This is a genomic window from Streptomyces liliiviolaceus, from assembly GCF_018070025.1.
GTDB lineage: Bacteria > Actinomycetota > Actinomycetes > Streptomycetales > Streptomycetaceae > Streptomyces > Streptomyces liliiviolaceus.
In genome coordinates this window covers 3,361,674-3,378,499 of record NZ_JAGPYQ010000001.1, presented here as the reverse complement: position 1 = coordinate 3,378,499, position 16,826 = coordinate 3,361,674, and the positions used below count along the sequence as shown (strand labels likewise).

Genomic DNA, 16,826 nt, shown 5'->3' with positions numbered 1-16,826 from the left:
AACGTCTTCGCCGACGCTACTGCACTATTCCTTTGCCAGCCCCCGAGCTACCAGCCGTGAGAGGTTGGCACGCTTCGGGGTCGGAGGGTTAGGAACTATGCCGGCTTCCCTGAGTCTACTCTCGGCTTCTTCCGGACTGTGCCCCTCAAGCATAGCCAAAGCGCGAACTCCGATCATATTCTGCCGGTACGCCTCGACTGCGCGCTCCAGGATACGCCTTGGTGCTCTTACCGCTTGGGCCGCTCGCTGTTCTTGCTTATACGCAGGCCCCCAACCGTATCGCTGCGCTAGCTGGGTTCCCGTCGTTCCCCAGAGTTCCCTCTTCTCCTTTTCTGTGAGTACCGACATCTCCTCAAGCTGGATGAGCATGACAGCGAAGCTGACGCGGAAGTGACGTGCTAGGAGCGCGGCGGTTCGTTCATTGACACAGTTGGCGGAAATTTTCTCGGCGGACAGCCATGCCGCAATCCCCTCCTGTGGAGCCAAAAGGTGGCGGGCAAATGCGTCGCATCGACGCTCTCCAGGCGTCCTTTTGGCGCTGAGCTCATGGACTTGGGCACCGTCGCCCCATAGGAGGTGCCCGAGCTCATGGGCAAAGCTGAAGCGCTGACGTTCTGGGACGTCACAGGCACGTACAGCGATGAGTGTGGTACTGCGCTCTGGATCTGTGGCAGTGAATCCATCGATTGTCTTCGGCAGCTCCAGCACTGCGGTGTCTACCCCAGTGAGCTGCTCGATGAGGTCATCTACGTCAGCGATGGGTGCGCTATCGAGATGGAGAACCGCTCGCACGCGCTGAGCAAGGACCCTGGCCTGCTGCTCCGTCGACAGCGCTTCGTCAAGCACGGGCACGAACCCGTCCGACTTGCGCTGCTGTGCGGTGGAGGGCCCTAGCCCGTCCAGTCGTGCATCGAGCTCCAGTACTTGGAGAGTGCGCCGAAGAGCGTCTTCACGCTCTCCCGTTGTGACGTCGTTGATCCTCACGGCGATCCGAACTCTGCTTCGCACAGGATTTCCGCAGGTCAGCAGCCGCACAGGAATATCCAGAGCGACTGCGAGACGATCCAGTTCAGCAAGGGTCACATTGGCACGGGCACCAGTCTCGATGCGGGTCAAGGTTGGTTGGGAGAGGTGTGCGCGAGCAGCAAGATCACGCTGGCTCAGTCCAGCATGCTCACGTTCGCGGCGGATCCGCTCCCCCACAAGCTGTAGATCCACAAAGCACCTCCTTCTTGAATCAATTCTACAGGCCTGATTCAGGATGGCCAGTGGTATGTCTACCAGTCGTGTCTGACAAGTGGGGGCCGCCGCGACGGGTTCCCGACGAGACTGCATGAAGCCTCCTGGCCCGCTCGGCGGACTCTGGTGAGGGGCATCTCTGCATGCACAGGGAGCAGACGTCGGTGATGACGACCGGGACGCCAGCCTCGGGTCCATCCCCACATGCGCGGGGAGCAGACGGCACCGGGAGGCCGTCCTGGACGTACCGGGGGTCCATCCCCGCATGCGCGGGGAGCAGGCGGCGTACCCGCCCATGGGCGAGGGCAGGGCGGGTCCATCCCCGCATGCGCGGGGAGCAGCCTTGTGTGCGCGGGCCGGGCGGAACCGGGTGGGGTCCATCCCCTCATGCGCGGGGAGTAGAACGGCTGGGTACCCGCAGCAATCTTCGGCGCGGGTCCATCCCCGCATGCGCGGGGAGCAGAGATCCTTGACCGTCAGGTCGCGGATCGTGATGGGTCCATCCCCGCATGCGCGGGGAGCAGGTCATCGCCGACCGGATCGGCATGAGCATCGAGGGTCCATCCCCGCATGCGCGGGGAGCAGAGGAGGGTCTGTGCCTCGTCCTTCGTCAACTCGGGTCCATCCCCGCATGCGCGGGGAGCAGCGGGAGATCCGGGCCGCTGCCGGCCGGGGCCTGGGTCCATCCCCGCATGCGCGGGGAGCAGGTGGTGATCCCGATGAAGATGGTCGGGGCTTCGGGTCCATCCCCGCATGCGCGGGGAGCAGGCGGCGATGATCGCGGTGATGGCGATGGCGGTGGGTCCATCCCCGCATGCGCGGGGAGCAGTAGACCTGCCAGCGCCAGTCCCGGTCCGGGTAGGGTCCATCCCCGCATGCGCGGGGAGCAGGGCATGCCGTCGACCGGTCAGATCGTGGCCGAGGGTCCATCCCCGCATGCGCGGGGAGCAGCCATTCGGGTTCTCCTCCTTCGGCGCCCCGTAGGGTCCATCCCCGCATGCGCGGGGAGCAGGCGTCCCTCGTGCACCGCGACTACGAGGCGGAGGGTCCATCCCCGCATGCGCGGGGAGCAGTCCACCGGCCGGTGGGAGATGCCCTACCTGGTGGGTCCATCCCCGCATGCGCGGGGAGCAGTCCCGCATCCGTTCCACCCGGGCCGCGAGCGTGGGTCCATCCCCGCATGCGCGGGGAGCAGCGCTTTAAGTTCAACTTGTAGTTGTGCTGCAAGGGTCCATCCCCGCATGCGCGGGGAGCAGACTGCGTGACCTGGGACTTTACCGTCGCTCCGCTCGGTTTCCGAGCAGTTTCATCGATTCCGACAAACAGGCCATAACGGATTCTCGCTCACGTCGCAGTATGCAGCGGGCTCTGCCGGGTGGCAGAACCATCGGCGGATGATACGGCTTGTCGTGTACTGCCACGCTGACTGCGCAGGAATGGCTTCCTCGGCCAACGCACTAACCTCGTATGCCGGTTGTGGCACGCGCTTTGGCTGTATGAGAGATGACGGGTATTCACGCAGGCAGGGAAACTTCGACTCATCGCAGTGACTTCAGTGGTGAATCACAGGAGCGTCGAACACACCACACGCTCAGCGCTACGTCGACTGATTAGCGTCTCGCACACGTCACATCGGGCCACTTTTTCCCTACACGACCCCCGCCTCAGCCGCCAACTCTTGTTCAAGAGTCGTCTCGATCAAGGTGGTCGACTCTGCGACTGCCTACGGGATCGGCATCGGCGGTTCGATCTGGATCGGCAAGCGACCAAAGACACTGGTGAAGATGAGTGCTGGTGCCGACGAGCGCGAGATCGTCAGCCGGGTGTCCGTACCGGCTGGCAGGCTGGGGAGAACGCGGGCTTCACAGGAGCAGCCAGCGGTCACGAGGTAGGTAGCGCCTTGGAGGAGAGCACGTCCTCCAAGGGGGCAGCGGACCGTGGACGTGCACCATTCATGATTGCCGATCTTGTAGGTGCCGACGGTCTTTGCCGTCGAACACCGCACGGCGCCGCCCAACGTCGATCTGCGCCCACCCGGGCCCCGCCATCTACTTCGACCTGCCCACCACCGAGCGTTCCCTGCTGCCCGGCGCCTGGCTATCGGTCTCGGTCGGTTTCGGAGGCCACAACGTCGTCCTCGTCTTCGCCGGTCTTTAACTCACACCCGGCTTACGGCCACGCGTTCGACAGCAGACGCAGCCCACGGCCGATCGCCGACTGGGTCGGCGGCCGTCCAGGATGGTGGCGTGCGGTACGACCAATGCACTCTCCCGGATGACAGTGGGTCAAAGCCCGGGCGGGCCGCGGCTGCAGGCCGTTACCAAAGGGGCATGCTTTCGAAGATCGCGGCTGCTGCCGCCCTCCTGCTCGCGTTCCCTCTGACCACCGCGCCCGCCTCCGCGCATGGAGCGCGGGTGGCGCCCCTGCCGCTGGGCCAGGCCGTGCAACTGCTGCCCTCGGCAGACGAATCCCGGGACGGCTATCAGCGCAGCAGTTTCAAGCACTGGGTCGACGCCGACCGGGACTCGTGTAACACCCGCGCCGAAGTGCTGATCGCCGAATCACGCAGCGAGCCGGCCATCGAGGCAGGCTGCAAGGTGACCGCGGGCGAGTGGTATTCCTACTACGACGGTGTCACTCTCACCGCGCCGGGTGGCCTGGACATCGACCACATGGTTCCGCTCGCTGAAGCCTGGGACTCCGGCGCCAGCGCCTGGACGCCGGCCCGGCGGCAGGCCTACGCCAACGACCTGGATGCCGACCGCTCCCTGGTGGCCGTCACCGCCCGCAGCAACCGCTCCAAGGCCGACCAGGATCCGGCCGACTGGCAGCCCCCGCTCGCCGACGCTCGTTGCACGTACTCCACCGACTGGGTGGCCACCAAGTTGCGCTGGCAGCTGGCCGTCGACGACCGTGAACGCTCCGCCCTCACCGAACTCGCCGCCGGCTGCGGGCAGGAGACGGTCGACTACCAGCCGGCCCCGTAGGCACGTTCCCGGACCGGCCCGCCGATCCCCGCTCACGGCAGGCGGCGGGCACCGGCGGTCGGGCGGACCCGGTCGGGTGAACCCGCCCAGCCGGCAGAACCCTGCACCGCGGCCGGCACGTCGTACCGGGCATGAAACCGATCAACGACGCACACGTGGCCCGCCCCGGCCTGGCCGTGGTGGAAATCGCGACCTCCGACGACGCCACCGCCTTCGCCCTCCAGCACCTGCTCGCCGCCCACTGCGCCATCGCACCCGCGGACCGCACCACAAGGGAACCCGGCGAGCCCGGCGTACGCCTGCGCTGCTTCCTCGACCTGCACCAGAAATGAGCACCGTGTCATTCGCGAACCACTTGCGGGACGGGAGGGCGAGCGTCGGACCGAGGTGGTCCATGATGCGGTCCGCCGCCGACTTGGACACCCCAAACAGCGGGACGAGCTGCCGCATGGTCCGGCTTGTGCGCCAGTACGACGCTTCGAGCCGGGCCCGGTCCTCCAGCGGAAGGCACCACGGCCAGCCTTTGCGGACCCCGTCCGCACGGTCGTGGGGTGCATCTCTGCGTGTGCAGGGAGCAGACGTCGCTGATGAGCCGGGCTGATCAGCGATCACCGCTGACAAGTCACCCTGCTGCTGCCTCGAAGCCGATTCTGCCGCCGGGCACTTCATCCGTCCGCGCGCAGACGGATGACCCTGCCGAGGGGCTACTGCACGTCGACGTAGTCGGCCGCAGAGGCGACCGCCGGGGTGGTGGACGTGCCTGCGAAGGCGTAGCGGAAGTAGCCGTCCGCCGTGGCCTTCGTCGTCGTCTTCAGGTTGCCCTTGCTGTCCGTGGCGACGGTCTTGAGGGTTGTGTAGGTGCTGGTGCCCTTCTTCTTGAACTGGAGCTTCACCGGCTGCTTGGTGTAGCCCGCGTACTTGTAGGTCTCCCAGTTGGCGCGGGTCAGCGCGCCCGTGACGGTGATCGTCTTGTTCTTCTTCACCGGTTCCGGCGCGGCGTTGACCGTCAGTCTGGAGTTGCGCAGGACCTTCGCCTTGGCGGCGGAGTCCTTGGTGAGGTAGTCACCGTCGTTGGCCAAGACATGGGCTCTCACGGTCCAGGTACCGGCCGTGGTGTTGTCCTGGGGGTCGATGCGCGGGTTCATCTTCAGCGTGTAGGTGCAGGTCGTCGTGGTGGAATCCTTGCTCGCGCACCGGCCCGCGATGTCCTCGGGGATCACGAGACCGTAGGACTCTCCGTTCGGGAAACGCGTGTGCCACAGGACCGGGAAGGTGTCGCCGACCTTGATGCCCGAGTCGTCCGTGGCGGTCACCGCGATGGTGAACGTCTTCACGTCCGTGGTCCCCAGGACGATGTCCTTTCCTCCGTTGACGACCACGTCCGTAATCTGGATGTCGCCCGAAGAGTCATCCGCCTGCGCGGTCGCCGGGATCATGAGCGTGGACAAGGCGACGGCCCCGACGAGGCTTCCCACGGTGATGCGGTGATACATGAAGGCGGTTCCCCCACGGTGCAGGGCCTCAGGAATCTCCCGAGGCGGAGCCGGCCCATGCCCACTCGGCACACGGGCGGCACGAACATGACCATCAGGCCGCACGAATGGTTGCCCCCGATCATGCGGCTGCCAGGACGAACTTCTCCCCGCCCGCCTGGCGATGGCACCGCGATAGGGCTGATCTCCGGTGTGGTGCATCGGCGGTCCCGCGCCCCTGAACATGGTGTCCGCCACCCGCGACCGGGCGCATGCTGCACCAGCGTCAGGCTCCTTGTCGCTGGACCGCGGCCGGTCCGCAGCTCCGCGACATGGGCGAGCCTGGCAGCGCGCGCACATCCGGTGACATCGAGCAGCGCGCATGCAACTGTCACTCTGTGATGCATCCTGCACGGTCCTCGATGGCCCTCGCCTCATTTTCCTTTTCTTCGCTTCGTCTACCGGGGGAAGGCAGGCCTGGGTGAACCCAGTCCGGACGGTGAGGGAGAGAACACGGAAGCGGCCCGCGTACAAAAGCGGCTCAGGTAGTAGGCCATGCGATTGCCGGATTCGTCCGTACGGTCGGCGACGGTGGCTGTCTTCCAGCAGACAGCGGCCGCGCCTTTGAAGAACACGTGCGCAGATGCGGGTTCGTAGTCGGCTGCGGTGACTTCCACCAGCAGATGTTCTGGCCCCCGGGCTGTTGTCTGGACGGGCACGCGTTCGGCGGAGCGGTCCGTGGCGGGCCGGTTGGGCAGTTCTCCGGCGAGCACCGTGTCCGGGGCGTGGTCGGGTTCGCGCCTGCCCGACGCCGCCGCGATGATGATCTCCAGTTGCTCCGCGAAGTGTTGCCCGGGCACGGGCAGTTCAAGGTCGGGGTGGCGGTTGTAACCGAGGGCGACGGCGGTATCGACGAATTCGATGACGGCTTGTGCCACCGGGATGTACACGCGCGGAGTGGTGAGGGTGAGGTGGCTCAGGACGCGCAGCACGGTGGCGAAGCTGGCGTCGGCGGTCATCATGGCGTGCGCCGGAGCAGCCTCGTGGGGGTCGGGCTCACTGTCCTCGGGTGCATAGGCACCGGCTTGGGCTTGCCACAGGGCGGCGGCGTGGAGGTCGCCCTGAGCGAGGTGCTGCAGGTAGAGGCAGTAGGAGGAGGGGGCGTCGTCAGCCAGGTCGCCACACGGGTCGACCGAAAGACACGATTCTCACCGTCATGAAACTCGCCAGCCGCCACACCAACGTAGTCATTCCAGCTCTGGCCGAGAGCTATGCGCGCATGGACCCTCGACTACACGGCACACTGACCTGGGATCGCGGCATGGAACTGTCGGCCCACAAGCAACTCAGCACTGACACCGGCATCGAAGGGTTCTTCGCAGCCCCTGGCAACTCGGCTCCACTCAGTCCGGGACAGTCCGGGGCCTCCATCAGACCGGAGCGGTTCACCCTTTCCTCTGGGTACAGGCATGGGATGCGGCTCACCGACTTCGGTGAGAAAGACCTGGCCGTCGCCTCGCCGTACGCCGGCCAACTCGGCGCCTATGACACCCCCACGAGCGTCTGAACGAGCGCCGCGACACGCGCTCGGTGACAGGCGCGTGAACAGCGTAAAGACAGGCTGCCCTCTCTGCGAACGAGCAGCAAGAAAATGATCGAACGTCATGAGCATGCCGTGTTAACCTCCCGGCGACCTGCAACCTCCACACCGGATTCTCAGAGTCCGGCCGACACGGGGCGCGTGGGCCAGGCGACCGGGCTACCCAGTCGCCTGATCAGCTTTCCGGCGGCCCTTCGGCGCCGCCGGACCGGGGGAGGGAAAATTTTTGAGGCCCATCTCGCTACGCGCGAAGACCGCCGCAGGCGCGTTCGCCGTTACCGCGGCGGCCGTGCTGGCCACCGCCACACCCGCCCAGGCGGCCACCTACAACGTCACCGACAACTGCAATGTTCCATGGATCAGCTGCTCGTACGGTGATTTGCGGCTCTTCTACAACTCGAAGGACCTTGCCATCCAGGATGGCTACTACAAGTCGGCGTTCACGTCGTTCTACGCCAACGTGGACGACCACTGGGGTACGAGCCGGTACGAGGGATCGACTCAGACGACTTACCGGTATGTCTTCGGCAACGGCGGCAATGGCAACGGCCAGTACATGAAGAACAATGCGGCATCTGTGGAGAATTGCGCCCGAGACGACAACTACCGCGTGTACTACAACTCCGGCTTCGGCGGCACCTCTCAGTATTTTGCGGCGAACGGACCCTACGGGGACTGCAACATCACCAACCTGATCTCCGCCCTGAAGAACAACAACGCCTCTTCCCACTTCGGCTGAGAAGGAAGTCCCATGAAACACATCAAACGGACCGCCACCGCAATAGCCCTGACCGCTTCAGCTCTCCTGGTCAGCGCTTGCTCCTCCGGCACGAAGGCGCACACCACGGAGAACGTGGCCGACGGCAAACCGATTGTGAACAAGGAGAATTGGCCTGAGAAGACACCCACGAATGGCCTGACCAAGGATCTGACCCTTCCGCTGGAGTCGTACATGGCCTCCTACGAGGACCAGGTCACCGTCGAGCAGGCAGCCAAAGAACTCCAGCAGTCCTGTATGAAGGACTACGGCATCGACCTGACACTGCCGCAGGCAGGCGCCAACCCGCCTCCCAGTGACAACGATGCCAACATCGAACGCCGTTACGGCATCACCGACCGGGCCGAGGCCGAGAAGTACGGCTACGGGCTCCCCCCGGCGCTGCAGGAACACACCGAGCAGACCATGCGTGATCTGTCCGGTGTCGAGATCGAGGTCCTGACCGGCCACACCAAGCCCGAACTGCCCCAGGCCCCCGAGGGACTGAAGACGGGATCCGCGGTCACCGGCCCCGGCCAGACGAAGCCCGCTCGGGCGGAGTACAACGGAAAGAAGTTGAGGACGGGCGGCTGCATCGGCTGGTCCAAGGATCAACTCGGCGTGCAGGAAGCCGACCCGACCATCGTGGCGCAGTTCGCCGGGGACAGCCTGGTGCAGTCGATGAAGGATGAGAAGGTCGTACAGGTCATCGCCGCATGGTCTTCATGTATGGACGGCAAGGGACACACAGGGCTTGCCGATCCGTACAAGGCGATGGACCAGGGTGTCACCAACGATGAGAAGCCGTCGCAGGAGTCCATCGGGCTGGCGGTCGACGACATCGACTGCAAGAAGCAGACGGATCTGGTCAAGATCTGGTCTGGCGTGGAGACCGCGATCCAGGACAAGCAGATCGCCGACAACAAGAGCCAGCTGACCGGCATCAAGGAGCAGCACGGCAAGGAAGTCGCTGCCGCGCGCAAGCAGATGGCAGCTTTCCCCCAGTGACGGCTGGTGCAATGGTGCCCGGATCGAGCATCGTCCGGGCACTGTGTCTGATGGCGGCGTGTGTACTGGCCGCTGGGTGTACGGAGAGCAGGCCTGCTGACAGCACCCCCACGTCGCGGCGATCGGCCACTCCGAGCGCGGAGCAGAGCGGTCCGCAAGTACGTCCATCGCCTGTGGCTTCGGTGCACTCCGAAGGCCGTACGCGTGTCTTGGAGTACGGAGACCTGGTCGTTCGTGCCACGCCGGAAAGCATCGGTGTGCGTACCGAGATCGAGGTGGCCAATACCTACGAGCGGGATGCGACGTATTCGGTTCAGATCAGCATCGCTGATGGCGAGGGATGGACCGCGTACAACCGGTTCTGGCTTCAGGATGTCCCTCCGGGCAAAACAGGACGGGATGACGCGATGATCGGCTCAAAGGACATGGGGCCGGTTCCGCAGATTCCGAAGATCTATGTCGATGAGTTCACTCCCGTCGTTGACCGAGAATAGAAGAGGGAGCACTTTTCACTGTGGGTATAAGACAGAGACAGCGCATGGTGGTGATAGCGGTAGCGACTGCGCTTCTCGCCTCGTCACTGTCCGTCTCCGCGCAGGCTCAGGGACCTAAGGTTCCCGACAATGCCGTTCAGGGTGGCAAGAGCCTGCCGAAAGCCACGAGCAAGCCGCACGAGGTCGGCAAGAAGGACCGCGTGGCCGTCCTGGGCAAGGACTACTCCTCTTCCAAGGACGTGGCCTTGTCCACTTCCGGTGACGGTACCGGCTTTCATATCCTGACCGGTCAGGAGAGGGACGGCTACAAGTTCGCCACCGTGGCCACCCTGCGCGAAGACGGATTCGATGCGGACTCCTGGATCGGAAACGCGTGCGTGACCGGGTCCGGGAAGTACGCGGCCATCGCCTACGCACCCCGGACGTTCACCAACAAGCCCGAGCTGATGGTGCGCGGCGCGTTCACCGCCGTCGTCAATCTGGGGAGCGGCAAGGTCACCAAGCTGCCGTTCACCGCGTCGCTGGCCTACTTCTCTCCGGGCTGCGGCACCAGGGACGATGCGGTGTTCACCCAGCTGACCCACGACGGGGACGAGGAACAGAAGACCCGTCTGATCACCGTGGACGCTGCCACAGGCAAACAGTCCCGGCCGGTCGCCTTCCCCGGTCAGGTCACCTCGGCTGTCCCGACCCGGCACGGCATCGTGGCCGGCCACGGCAACAAACTCGTCCGCATCAACGGGCGGAAGGAAACCGTCCTCGCCGCAACGAAGCACGTGCCGTTCCAGATCGCGGCTGACAGCGGCGACGGCGTGACCTTCATCGACCGGGAAGCCGACACAAAGACGACCAAGGCGAATTCCTGGGCCAAGCACCTGGACGTCACGCAGGTCAAGGGCAAGAAGACCACCCCGAAGACGGTGGCTGAAGGAAAACTCGCCGATTGGGACCTGTCTGCTGCCCCTGACGGCACGGTGTTCCTCACAGGTAAGGCCAAGAACACAGGGACTCTGCCGGGACCGGTGAAGAATCCGGGGCATCTCGCCAAAGGTGCCCGTATGTCGAGTCTCGGCCACGCGGGCGTGTCCACTTCCTGGTCGGACGGCAAGACCAGCTTGATCACACCCGAGGGGGCCAAGCAAGTCCGGGACGCGCGGATCATGCTCGACGTGGTCGCCACCGGCAAGCACACCGAGTTGGACGCCACACCACAGCTCTCCGCCACGCGGGCTGAGGCCGGAAGGCGACTCTCCCCGGCGCTGGGCATCCCGACAGGCAAGGAGCCGTCCGCGGAACCGTCGGTCAGTGGTGACAGCGAGGGTCTGTCCACGCAGACGATGCGTACCCAGGCTCTGACGGCGTCGGCGACCGGTCCGAGCGAGGGTACCGATGAACGCTACTGCGCGGTGGCCCGCAACGATGTCAAGAAGCAGGCCTTCCAGCCGACCCCGCGGCAGGTGGAATGGGCCGTGGACCAGGCCGTCGTCGGTGAGCTGAACTTCTACCGCGCGGCGAACTGGAAGAGCACCGGCATGAGCGGCTACCAGCCTCAGGGCCTGTTCCCGCCGATTGTGCTGGCCGGCGATCCCAACGGCACCCTGGACAACGAGGACCCCGACGAAACCGACCGCTGGCACATACCCTCGCAGGTGATGCTCGGCGTCACCGCGCAGGAATCCAACATGTGGCAGGCCACCCGGTTTGCTGTCCCCGGCGTCACTTCCAATAGCCTCATCGGCAACTACTACGGAACCCAGTACACATCCGACGGTACTCAGGCCGACCCATGGCGCATCAACTTCTCCGAAGCCGACTGCGGTTACGGCATCACCCAGGCCACGGACGGCATGCGGCTGGATGGCAAGGAGAAGGACGGTGAGACGGCTCTCTCCCCGCTCACCCAGGAAGCCGTCGCGCTGGACTACACCGCCAACATCGCCTACGGCGTCCAGATCCTCTCCGACAAGTGGAACCAGACCTACCGGGCCGGGATGAAGGTCAACAACGGCCACCCGCAATGGATCGAGAACTGGTTCTTCGCCCTGTGGGCGTACAACTCCGGCTTCTACGAGACGGCTGACTCCAGCGGCCACAAGGGTCTGGGCTGGACCAACAACCCGGCCAACCCGTTGTGGAAAGCCAACCGTGTTCCCTTCCTGCAACACGCTACGGACCCGTCCAAGGACGACTACAGCCATGCCGCGCACCCGCAGGACTGGCCCTATGAGGAGAAGGTCCTCGGCTGGGCTGCTCGCCCGATCTCGGCGATGTTCGCCCCCGGCGACTTCAAGGCCGGATACCTGGCTGCCTGGTGGAACACCAACGAGTACCGCAGCACCGTGAAGCCGCCGATCGACTTGTTCTGCGATGCGTCCAACGACTGCGTCCCGTCCAAGATCGGCGACAACGACTCCAACGATCCCGGCCTGGGTGCCTGCCAGCTCGATGCGGGTGATTCCGATACCAACAAGCACTGGCTGCACTGCTGGTGGGACAAATCGGCCCAGTGGAAGAACTGCGACTCTGCGGCCCAGTGCGGCCACCAGGTGCACCGCTTCAACACGTCGTATCCGGAACAGGCAGACGCCAACTCCTACCCGCCGCGCTGCAGCAGCGGCCTGCCCTCGAACGCGTTGATCGTGGACGACGTGCCCGACGGCACCACCCCGGCAGGATCCGGTTCACGCGGCTGCGGGGTTGTGCAGTCAAACGGCACCTTCACCCTCACCTACCAGCCCTCCGACATCATCGATGCCGACACCGGGCAGACGGTCACCACTTATCCGGGGAAGATCGACACGCATCAGATCGGTGCGGCGTACGGCAACCACTTCTGGTTCACCCACACCCGATCCCCCGAATCCTTCCCGGAACCCGGCGACCGCATGAAGGTCACCGGCACCTGGAAGCTCGGCCAGAAGATCACTGAGCACTATGGCCAGGCCAAGGTCTACGCGCACATCCCGGACCACGGGGCGCAGACCTCCAAGGCCGAATACCGCATCAAGCACGGACACGGCACCACCGTCAAGGCGATCTCCCAGGACGCCAACCAGTCCAATAAGTGGGTTGACCTGGGCGCCTATCAGTTCAACGACGCCGTTCCCGAGGTCAGTCTGGACAACTTCAACGGCGGCGACGGCTCCAAGGACATCGCCTTCGACGCCATTGCATTCGTCCCTGGCGACTACTCGGGCATCCCTACCGATCTGACCTTCGGGGACGCCGACCCGAATGCACCGGAGCGGGCCGCGATCGAGCCGCCCGAGACCATTCCGGGCGGCTTCTTCCCGATCGTCGGAACCTCACTCAAGTCAACCGGGGCGACCAGCGCCTCCGTGAGCGGCGCGCAGGTCACCTCGGACGCCACCGCTAGCTGCTCCGTGACCACGAAGTCGGTGACGTACATCCGGACTCAGGCATGCATCAGGGATGACATTGGCATCACGTATTTCCAGAATGGCACTCCGGCTGGCAACGCCATCTTCGACTACCAGCAGCAGATAGATCTCGATGTCAATAGCGACACCTTCACCCAGACGGTGAACATCACCCTGAAGTCGATGGACCCGGCCGTTACCAGTGCCCGGATCGACGTCGACTTCAACTGCCGCGGCTACTGCCAGACGGACACTCCCGTTTGGACCGGCAGCAAGACCTGGGTCAAGGGCGAGTTCCACACGGTGACCGCGACCTCAAAGATCAAGTGGACGAAAGGGACGGACCGCAGTGCCATCTCTCCCCTCTGGACTGTCAAGGGCGCGGCCAACGGAGCGACCACGGTGAACTCCGTCGACGTCGAGAAGGAGGAGCTGGACGTTCGCTGCGACGTCGAGGTGAAGACCACGCCCGGCTGTGTCTTCAGCCGTTACAAGCCGACGTACGGCATGAACTCCGATAAGTTCCCGGCGGCCGCCGCGCACGTGCGGCTGATCCAGAACAAGCTCCCCGGCCACTACGGTCTGCGGGGCAACGCTCCGCTGACTTTCCTGGCCGAAGACGTTCTGGTACCCGACCCTCCGACCAGCACCAGGAGCCTGGTCGACCACAACCGCGCCACCATCTGCCCGACAGCGTGGCAGCGCAGCCCCTTGGCCACCATGTCGGACAACCTGGGATCCGGTGATGTCCCCAGCTGCGACGAGTTCCCCTTCGCGGCTAGCTGGCAAAGCGCCGCGATCCCCAAGGCGTGGGGCGGTCAGAACCTTAGGAGCGTCAGCTCGGGCGATGAATGCGCGAACACCATCGCCGTCGAAGGCAGCGACGGGCTGTGGCGGCTGATACCCGACCCGCGCTACGACATACCAACCTGGACGGAGCCGTGCGGCCGGTCCAGCATGTCCAACAACCAGAACACCCAGTCCATGAGCCTCTTCCCGACGTTCCGAAGGAACAACCGCGTTCTTGAGGGCGACAACTACTGGCTTGACGCAGAGAAGCCGTAACGCGGATAGCGCACGTCGGTGGGGCCGGGCAGATCATCGCCCGGCCCCACCGACGTGTAGGTACTCAGTCCCAAACCACCCGCCCATTCTGGACAGACGCCCGGCACCCACGCGTGAGCACACCGTCTCCACGGCCGTGTTCCAGCATGTCAGCCATGCCGGCTAGCAGGTCTTCCAGCGACGAGGCGTACTTCTTCGGGTAGTCGGTCTCGCGGTAGGCCAGCACCGGGACGCTCCCGTCCCTCTGCCCCGCGTCCAAGATCAGCCCGTAGTGGGCGTCCGCCTCGGCCAGGACCGGAATCCATGATGGCTCCCACCAATCCTCATCGCCGATGTCCTCGGCGACGCGGAGGTTGTTCTGATACCGGTCGACGATGCTCCGGCAGTCGAGAAACACCTCACCACCGGGGAATACCTTGGAATCAAGATGAGGAGTGAGCCGAACTCCTCCCGGAATCGAAATTCTGGAGTCCTTCGCGGTGCTGCCGTTGTTGCACCGTAGCCACATTTCCAACACCTCAGGGACCTGGCATCCCAGGGAATCGCGCAGTTCTCGGATATCGGCCTCAGTGGCCGGGGGATTGAGCGCCTGCGCACTAATAGGGGCATTCTCGTCAAGCCACCGGACAATCCGGGCCCACGACGACCTGACAGCATCCGCATGAGACATGAAATCTCCCTCTCGGTACAGACCGGCACGTTATCGCAGCCCTGACACTCCAACTGTCTTGGTCTCCAAACACCACCGCCACGACTGCGTGAACGTGCGCCGTGGATGGCACAGAGAGCAGACCAAAGCCTTATGAGACTCCCGTGTCGTGTAGCGGCGAGGACTGCGGCACGCACCCGGGCCAGTCCTTAGCCTGACTCTGTCGGGGATCTTGGAGTTTCCCGGTGTCGCCACGGCAGACCGGTGCGCTGTCGGAACAGAACCCCGTTGGTCACGCGCCGATGACACTGCCAACGTCCGCCTCGCCCCACGCTCTTGGGCAGAGTGGGTTCGAGTCGACCCCACTCACCATCAGAAAGATCTCCCCGCCCCACACCGGACAGAACGACCAGCCGACAGGCGGGTTACCTGACCCATCGGACAGGTCCTAGAGCCCGCTGGCGAGCCATGAACACGCCCCATCTGGTCTCTCTCGTTCGGACAGGAGTCTGCTTCGAACGCGGCCGAGCCGTCGATTGGCTCAGGGCAGTTGCGGCATGATCAAGGCCAGTCGATTCCATGGAGGCCGACATGGCATGGTCTGAACGCGTGGTGGTGCGGGACGATATCTGGCTTGCCTGCCGGGACTGGGACGGGCCTGGACAGCCCATCGTGTTACTGCATGGCCTGGCCGGTCACGCAGGTGAATGGGATGTACTGGCACAGGACTTGCACCCCAGATATCGGGTCGTGGCGTTCGACCAGCGCGGGCATGGCGCCAGCGAGCGCCGTCCGCGGGACGTTTCCCGCGCCGCCTACGTCGCCGACGTCATCGCTGTTGTGGATCAGCTGGCGCTGCCGCGGCCCGTTCTCGTCGGTCAGTCGCTGGGCGGGCATACGGCCATGCTCGCCGCAGCCGCGCACCCCGGGCTCGTCCGCGCACTCGTACTCGTCGAAGCCAGCCCCGGCCGTTCGCACCCGAGTGGCCCCGCAGACGTCGGCAAATGGCTCGACTCATGGCCGACGCCGTTTCCCTCACGCGAAGCGGCAGCCGCGTTCCTTGGCGGTGGACGGGTCGGCGCAGGCTGGGCGGCCGGGCTGGAGGAACGCGAGGGCGGATGGTGGCCTCGTTTCGACCAGGACGTGATGGTCCGATCGCTGGCGGAGAACGCCCAGCGTTCCTTTCAGCACGAGTGGGAGCAGGTCACGTGCCCCACCCTGATCGTCCTGGCCCAATCCAGTTTCATCCCCGCGCAGGAAGCTGACGAGATGCTCCGGCAACGACCCGTCACCACGGCCATGAGCATCCCCGGCACTGGGCACGACCTGCACCTCGAACAGCCCGAGATCCTACGCACCGCGCTCTCGGACTTCATCGAGAGCCTCGTTTGAAGCTCCTGCGCGGTCACAACGATCCCAAACTCGGACCCCTCACTTGGCCGTCGATCCACAGGCCTTGACAGCCCACCGGGCCAAAAGGTGGCCGAGGAAGCGGACCTCTGTACACCGACTGACTATTGACATCCTCCACAAGCCTTTTTCGGAGGGGGATGTCTTGCGTTCGGGTAGGCGGGCTGTAGTTCACAGAGAATCAACGCAGCCCAACGATCAGGACCAGCACCCACAGTGGCTGCGTCGGTGGCTACCTTGGCAACCGGGAGGTCCGGCTTGTGCCGGTACAGATTGGGTTCCACCGAAGCCGCCACTCGGACAAGAAGGCCCCTGCCCAGGGCTTTCGCTTGTCAGAAACGCACGGCGGCAGACGAGTCGGGCTGTACGCCGGATTTTGTCGCCCGGTTGCCTCGCGGCGGCCGGGGAGACGGCCATCTATCTAGGGCCGGCGTTGCCGCCGGCCTCGTGCGGTCTACCCGGGGACTCGGGCGGGCAGCCCTCGAACGTCCTCGCAGAGCGCCTTTCACGGCGCTCATTGACCTTGCTCCGGGTGGGGTTTACCTAGCTGCCCAAGTCACCTCAGGCGCTGGTGGTCTCTTACACCACCGTTTCACCCTTACCCAGCGCCTGAGCGCCGGGCGGTTTGTTTTCTGTGGCACTGTCCCGCGGGTCACCCCGGGTGGCCGTTAGCCATCACCCTGCCCTGTGGAGTCGGGACTGTAAAACGTTCGGGTCTGTTCCGTAGTCGGTGGTGACGGAGGGTGTCGTCAGCCCAGGAGGATG

Annotated in this window: 13 protein-coding genes, 1 other RNA gene, 2 pseudogenes and 1 CRISPR repeat array; of the genes and pseudogenes, 9 read left to right on the top strand and 7 right to left on the bottom strand. The window is 64.8% G+C overall.

The window, feature by feature from the left end; translation table 11 throughout:
- Positions 1–24: 24 nt before the first annotated feature.
- Positions 25–1,335, bottom strand: coding sequence for a helix-turn-helix domain-containing protein (locus J8N05_RS14755; RefSeq protein ID WP_210883138.1), 1,311 nt, complete (start codon positions 1,333–1,335; stop codon positions 25–27).
- Between the two features lie 94 nt (positions 1,336–1,429).
- Positions 1,430–2,495: direct repeats of the CRISPR family, unit length 29 nt; unit sequence GGGTCCATCCCCGCATGCGCGGGGAGCAG.
- A gap of 730 nt (positions 2,496–3,225) precedes the next feature.
- Between J8N05_RS14755 and J8N05_RS14750 the strand changes: the two genes are divergently transcribed.
- The 3 genes from J8N05_RS14750 (at position 3,226) to J8N05_RS14740 (ending at position 4,558) form a co-directional block, all read left to right on the top strand.
- Positions 3,226–3,396 carry a hypothetical protein gene (locus J8N05_RS14750; protein ID WP_210883137.1) on the top strand — a complete coding sequence of 57 codons (171 nt, stop codon included), beginning with the start codon at positions 3,226–3,228 and terminating at the stop codon, positions 3,394–3,396.
- Positions 3,397–3,569: 173 nt separating this feature from the next.
- Positions 3,570–4,226 carry an HNH endonuclease family protein gene (locus J8N05_RS14745; RefSeq protein WP_210883136.1) on the top strand — a complete coding sequence of 219 codons (657 nt, stop codon included), beginning with the start codon at positions 3,570–3,572 and terminating at the stop codon, positions 4,224–4,226.
- A 131-nt stretch (positions 4,227–4,357) separates the two neighbouring features.
- Positions 4,358–4,558 carry a DUF6207 family protein gene (locus tag J8N05_RS14740; protein WP_210883135.1) on the top strand — a complete coding sequence of 67 codons (201 nt, stop codon included), beginning with the start codon at positions 4,358–4,360 and terminating at the stop codon, positions 4,556–4,558.
- On the opposite strand, the pseudogene J8N05_RS14735 reads toward J8N05_RS14740, so the two are convergent.
- The 3 genes and pseudogenes from J8N05_RS14735 to J8N05_RS14725 form a co-directional block, all read right to left on the bottom strand.
- A pseudogene (locus tag J8N05_RS14735) lies at positions 4,554–4,766 on the bottom strand (helix-turn-helix domain-containing protein); the annotation flags it as partial. The gene J8N05_RS14740 and the pseudogene J8N05_RS14735 sit on opposite strands and share 5 nt — an antisense overlap.
- 164 nt (positions 4,767–4,930) lie before the next feature.
- Positions 4,931–5,719 carry a calcium-binding protein gene (locus J8N05_RS14730; protein ID WP_210883134.1) on the bottom strand — a complete coding sequence of 263 codons (789 nt, stop codon included), beginning with the start codon at positions 5,717–5,719 and terminating at the stop codon, positions 4,931–4,933.
- A 437-nt stretch (positions 5,720–6,156) separates the two neighbouring features.
- Positions 6,157–6,720 carry a hypothetical protein gene (locus J8N05_RS14725; protein WP_210883133.1) on the bottom strand — a complete coding sequence of 188 codons (564 nt, stop codon included), beginning with the start codon at positions 6,718–6,720 and terminating at the stop codon, positions 6,157–6,159.
- Positions 6,721–6,914: 194 nt separating this feature from the next.
- Between J8N05_RS14725 and J8N05_RS14720 the strand changes: the two genes are divergently transcribed.
- The 5 genes from J8N05_RS14720 to J8N05_RS14700 all read left to right on the top strand — a co-directional run bounded on the left by J8N05_RS14720 (position 6,915) and on the right by J8N05_RS14700 (position 14,002).
- Positions 6,915–7,265, top strand: coding sequence for a hypothetical protein (locus tag J8N05_RS14720; protein WP_210883132.1), 351 nt, complete (start codon positions 6,915–6,917; stop codon positions 7,263–7,265).
- A 259-nt stretch (positions 7,266–7,524) separates the two neighbouring features.
- Positions 7,525–8,037 carry a hypothetical protein gene (locus tag J8N05_RS14715; protein WP_247706280.1) on the top strand — a complete coding sequence of 171 codons (513 nt, stop codon included), beginning with the start codon at positions 7,525–7,527 and terminating at the stop codon, positions 8,035–8,037.
- A gap of 12 nt (positions 8,038–8,049) precedes the next feature.
- Positions 8,050–9,063 (top strand): hypothetical protein, encoded by a 1,014-nt coding sequence (locus J8N05_RS14710; protein ID WP_210883130.1) that lies wholly within the window; start codon positions 8,050–8,052, stop codon positions 9,061–9,063.
- 209 nt (positions 9,064–9,272) lie between these two features.
- Positions 9,273–9,557, top strand: a complete 285-nt coding sequence (locus J8N05_RS14705) for a hypothetical protein (RefSeq protein ID WP_210883129.1) — start codon at positions 9,273–9,275, stop codon at positions 9,555–9,557.
- A gap of 44 nt (positions 9,558–9,601) precedes the next feature.
- Positions 9,602–14,002, top strand: a complete 4,401-nt coding sequence (locus J8N05_RS14700; RefSeq protein WP_210883128.1) for a golvesin C-terminal-like domain-containing protein — start codon at positions 9,602–9,604, stop codon at positions 14,000–14,002.
- Positions 14,003–14,066: 64 nt separating this feature from the next.
- On the opposite strand, the gene J8N05_RS14695 is transcribed toward J8N05_RS14700, so the two are convergent.
- Together J8N05_RS14695 and J8N05_RS14690 are read right to left on the bottom strand one after the other, a co-directional pair.
- Entirely contained in the window at positions 14,067–14,672 is a 606-nt protein-coding gene (locus J8N05_RS14695) for an SMI1/KNR4 family protein (protein WP_210883127.1), read from the bottom strand.
- 227 nt (positions 14,673–14,899) lie between these two features.
- Positions 14,900–15,046: pseudogene (locus J8N05_RS14690) on the bottom strand (transposase); the annotation flags it as partial.
- Positions 15,047–15,242: 196 nt separating this feature from the next.
- On the opposite strand from J8N05_RS14690, the gene J8N05_RS14685 reads away from it, so the two are divergent.
- Positions 15,243–16,043, top strand: a complete 801-nt coding sequence (locus J8N05_RS14685; protein WP_210883126.1) for an alpha/beta fold hydrolase — start codon at positions 15,243–15,245, stop codon at positions 16,041–16,043.
- A 367-nt stretch (positions 16,044–16,410) separates the two neighbouring features.
- Here J8N05_RS14685 and rnpB read toward each other — a convergent pair.
- Positions 16,411–16,791: RNase P RNA component class A (rnpB, locus tag J8N05_RS14680), an RNA gene on the bottom strand.
- Positions 16,792–16,826 lie beyond the last annotated feature (35 nt).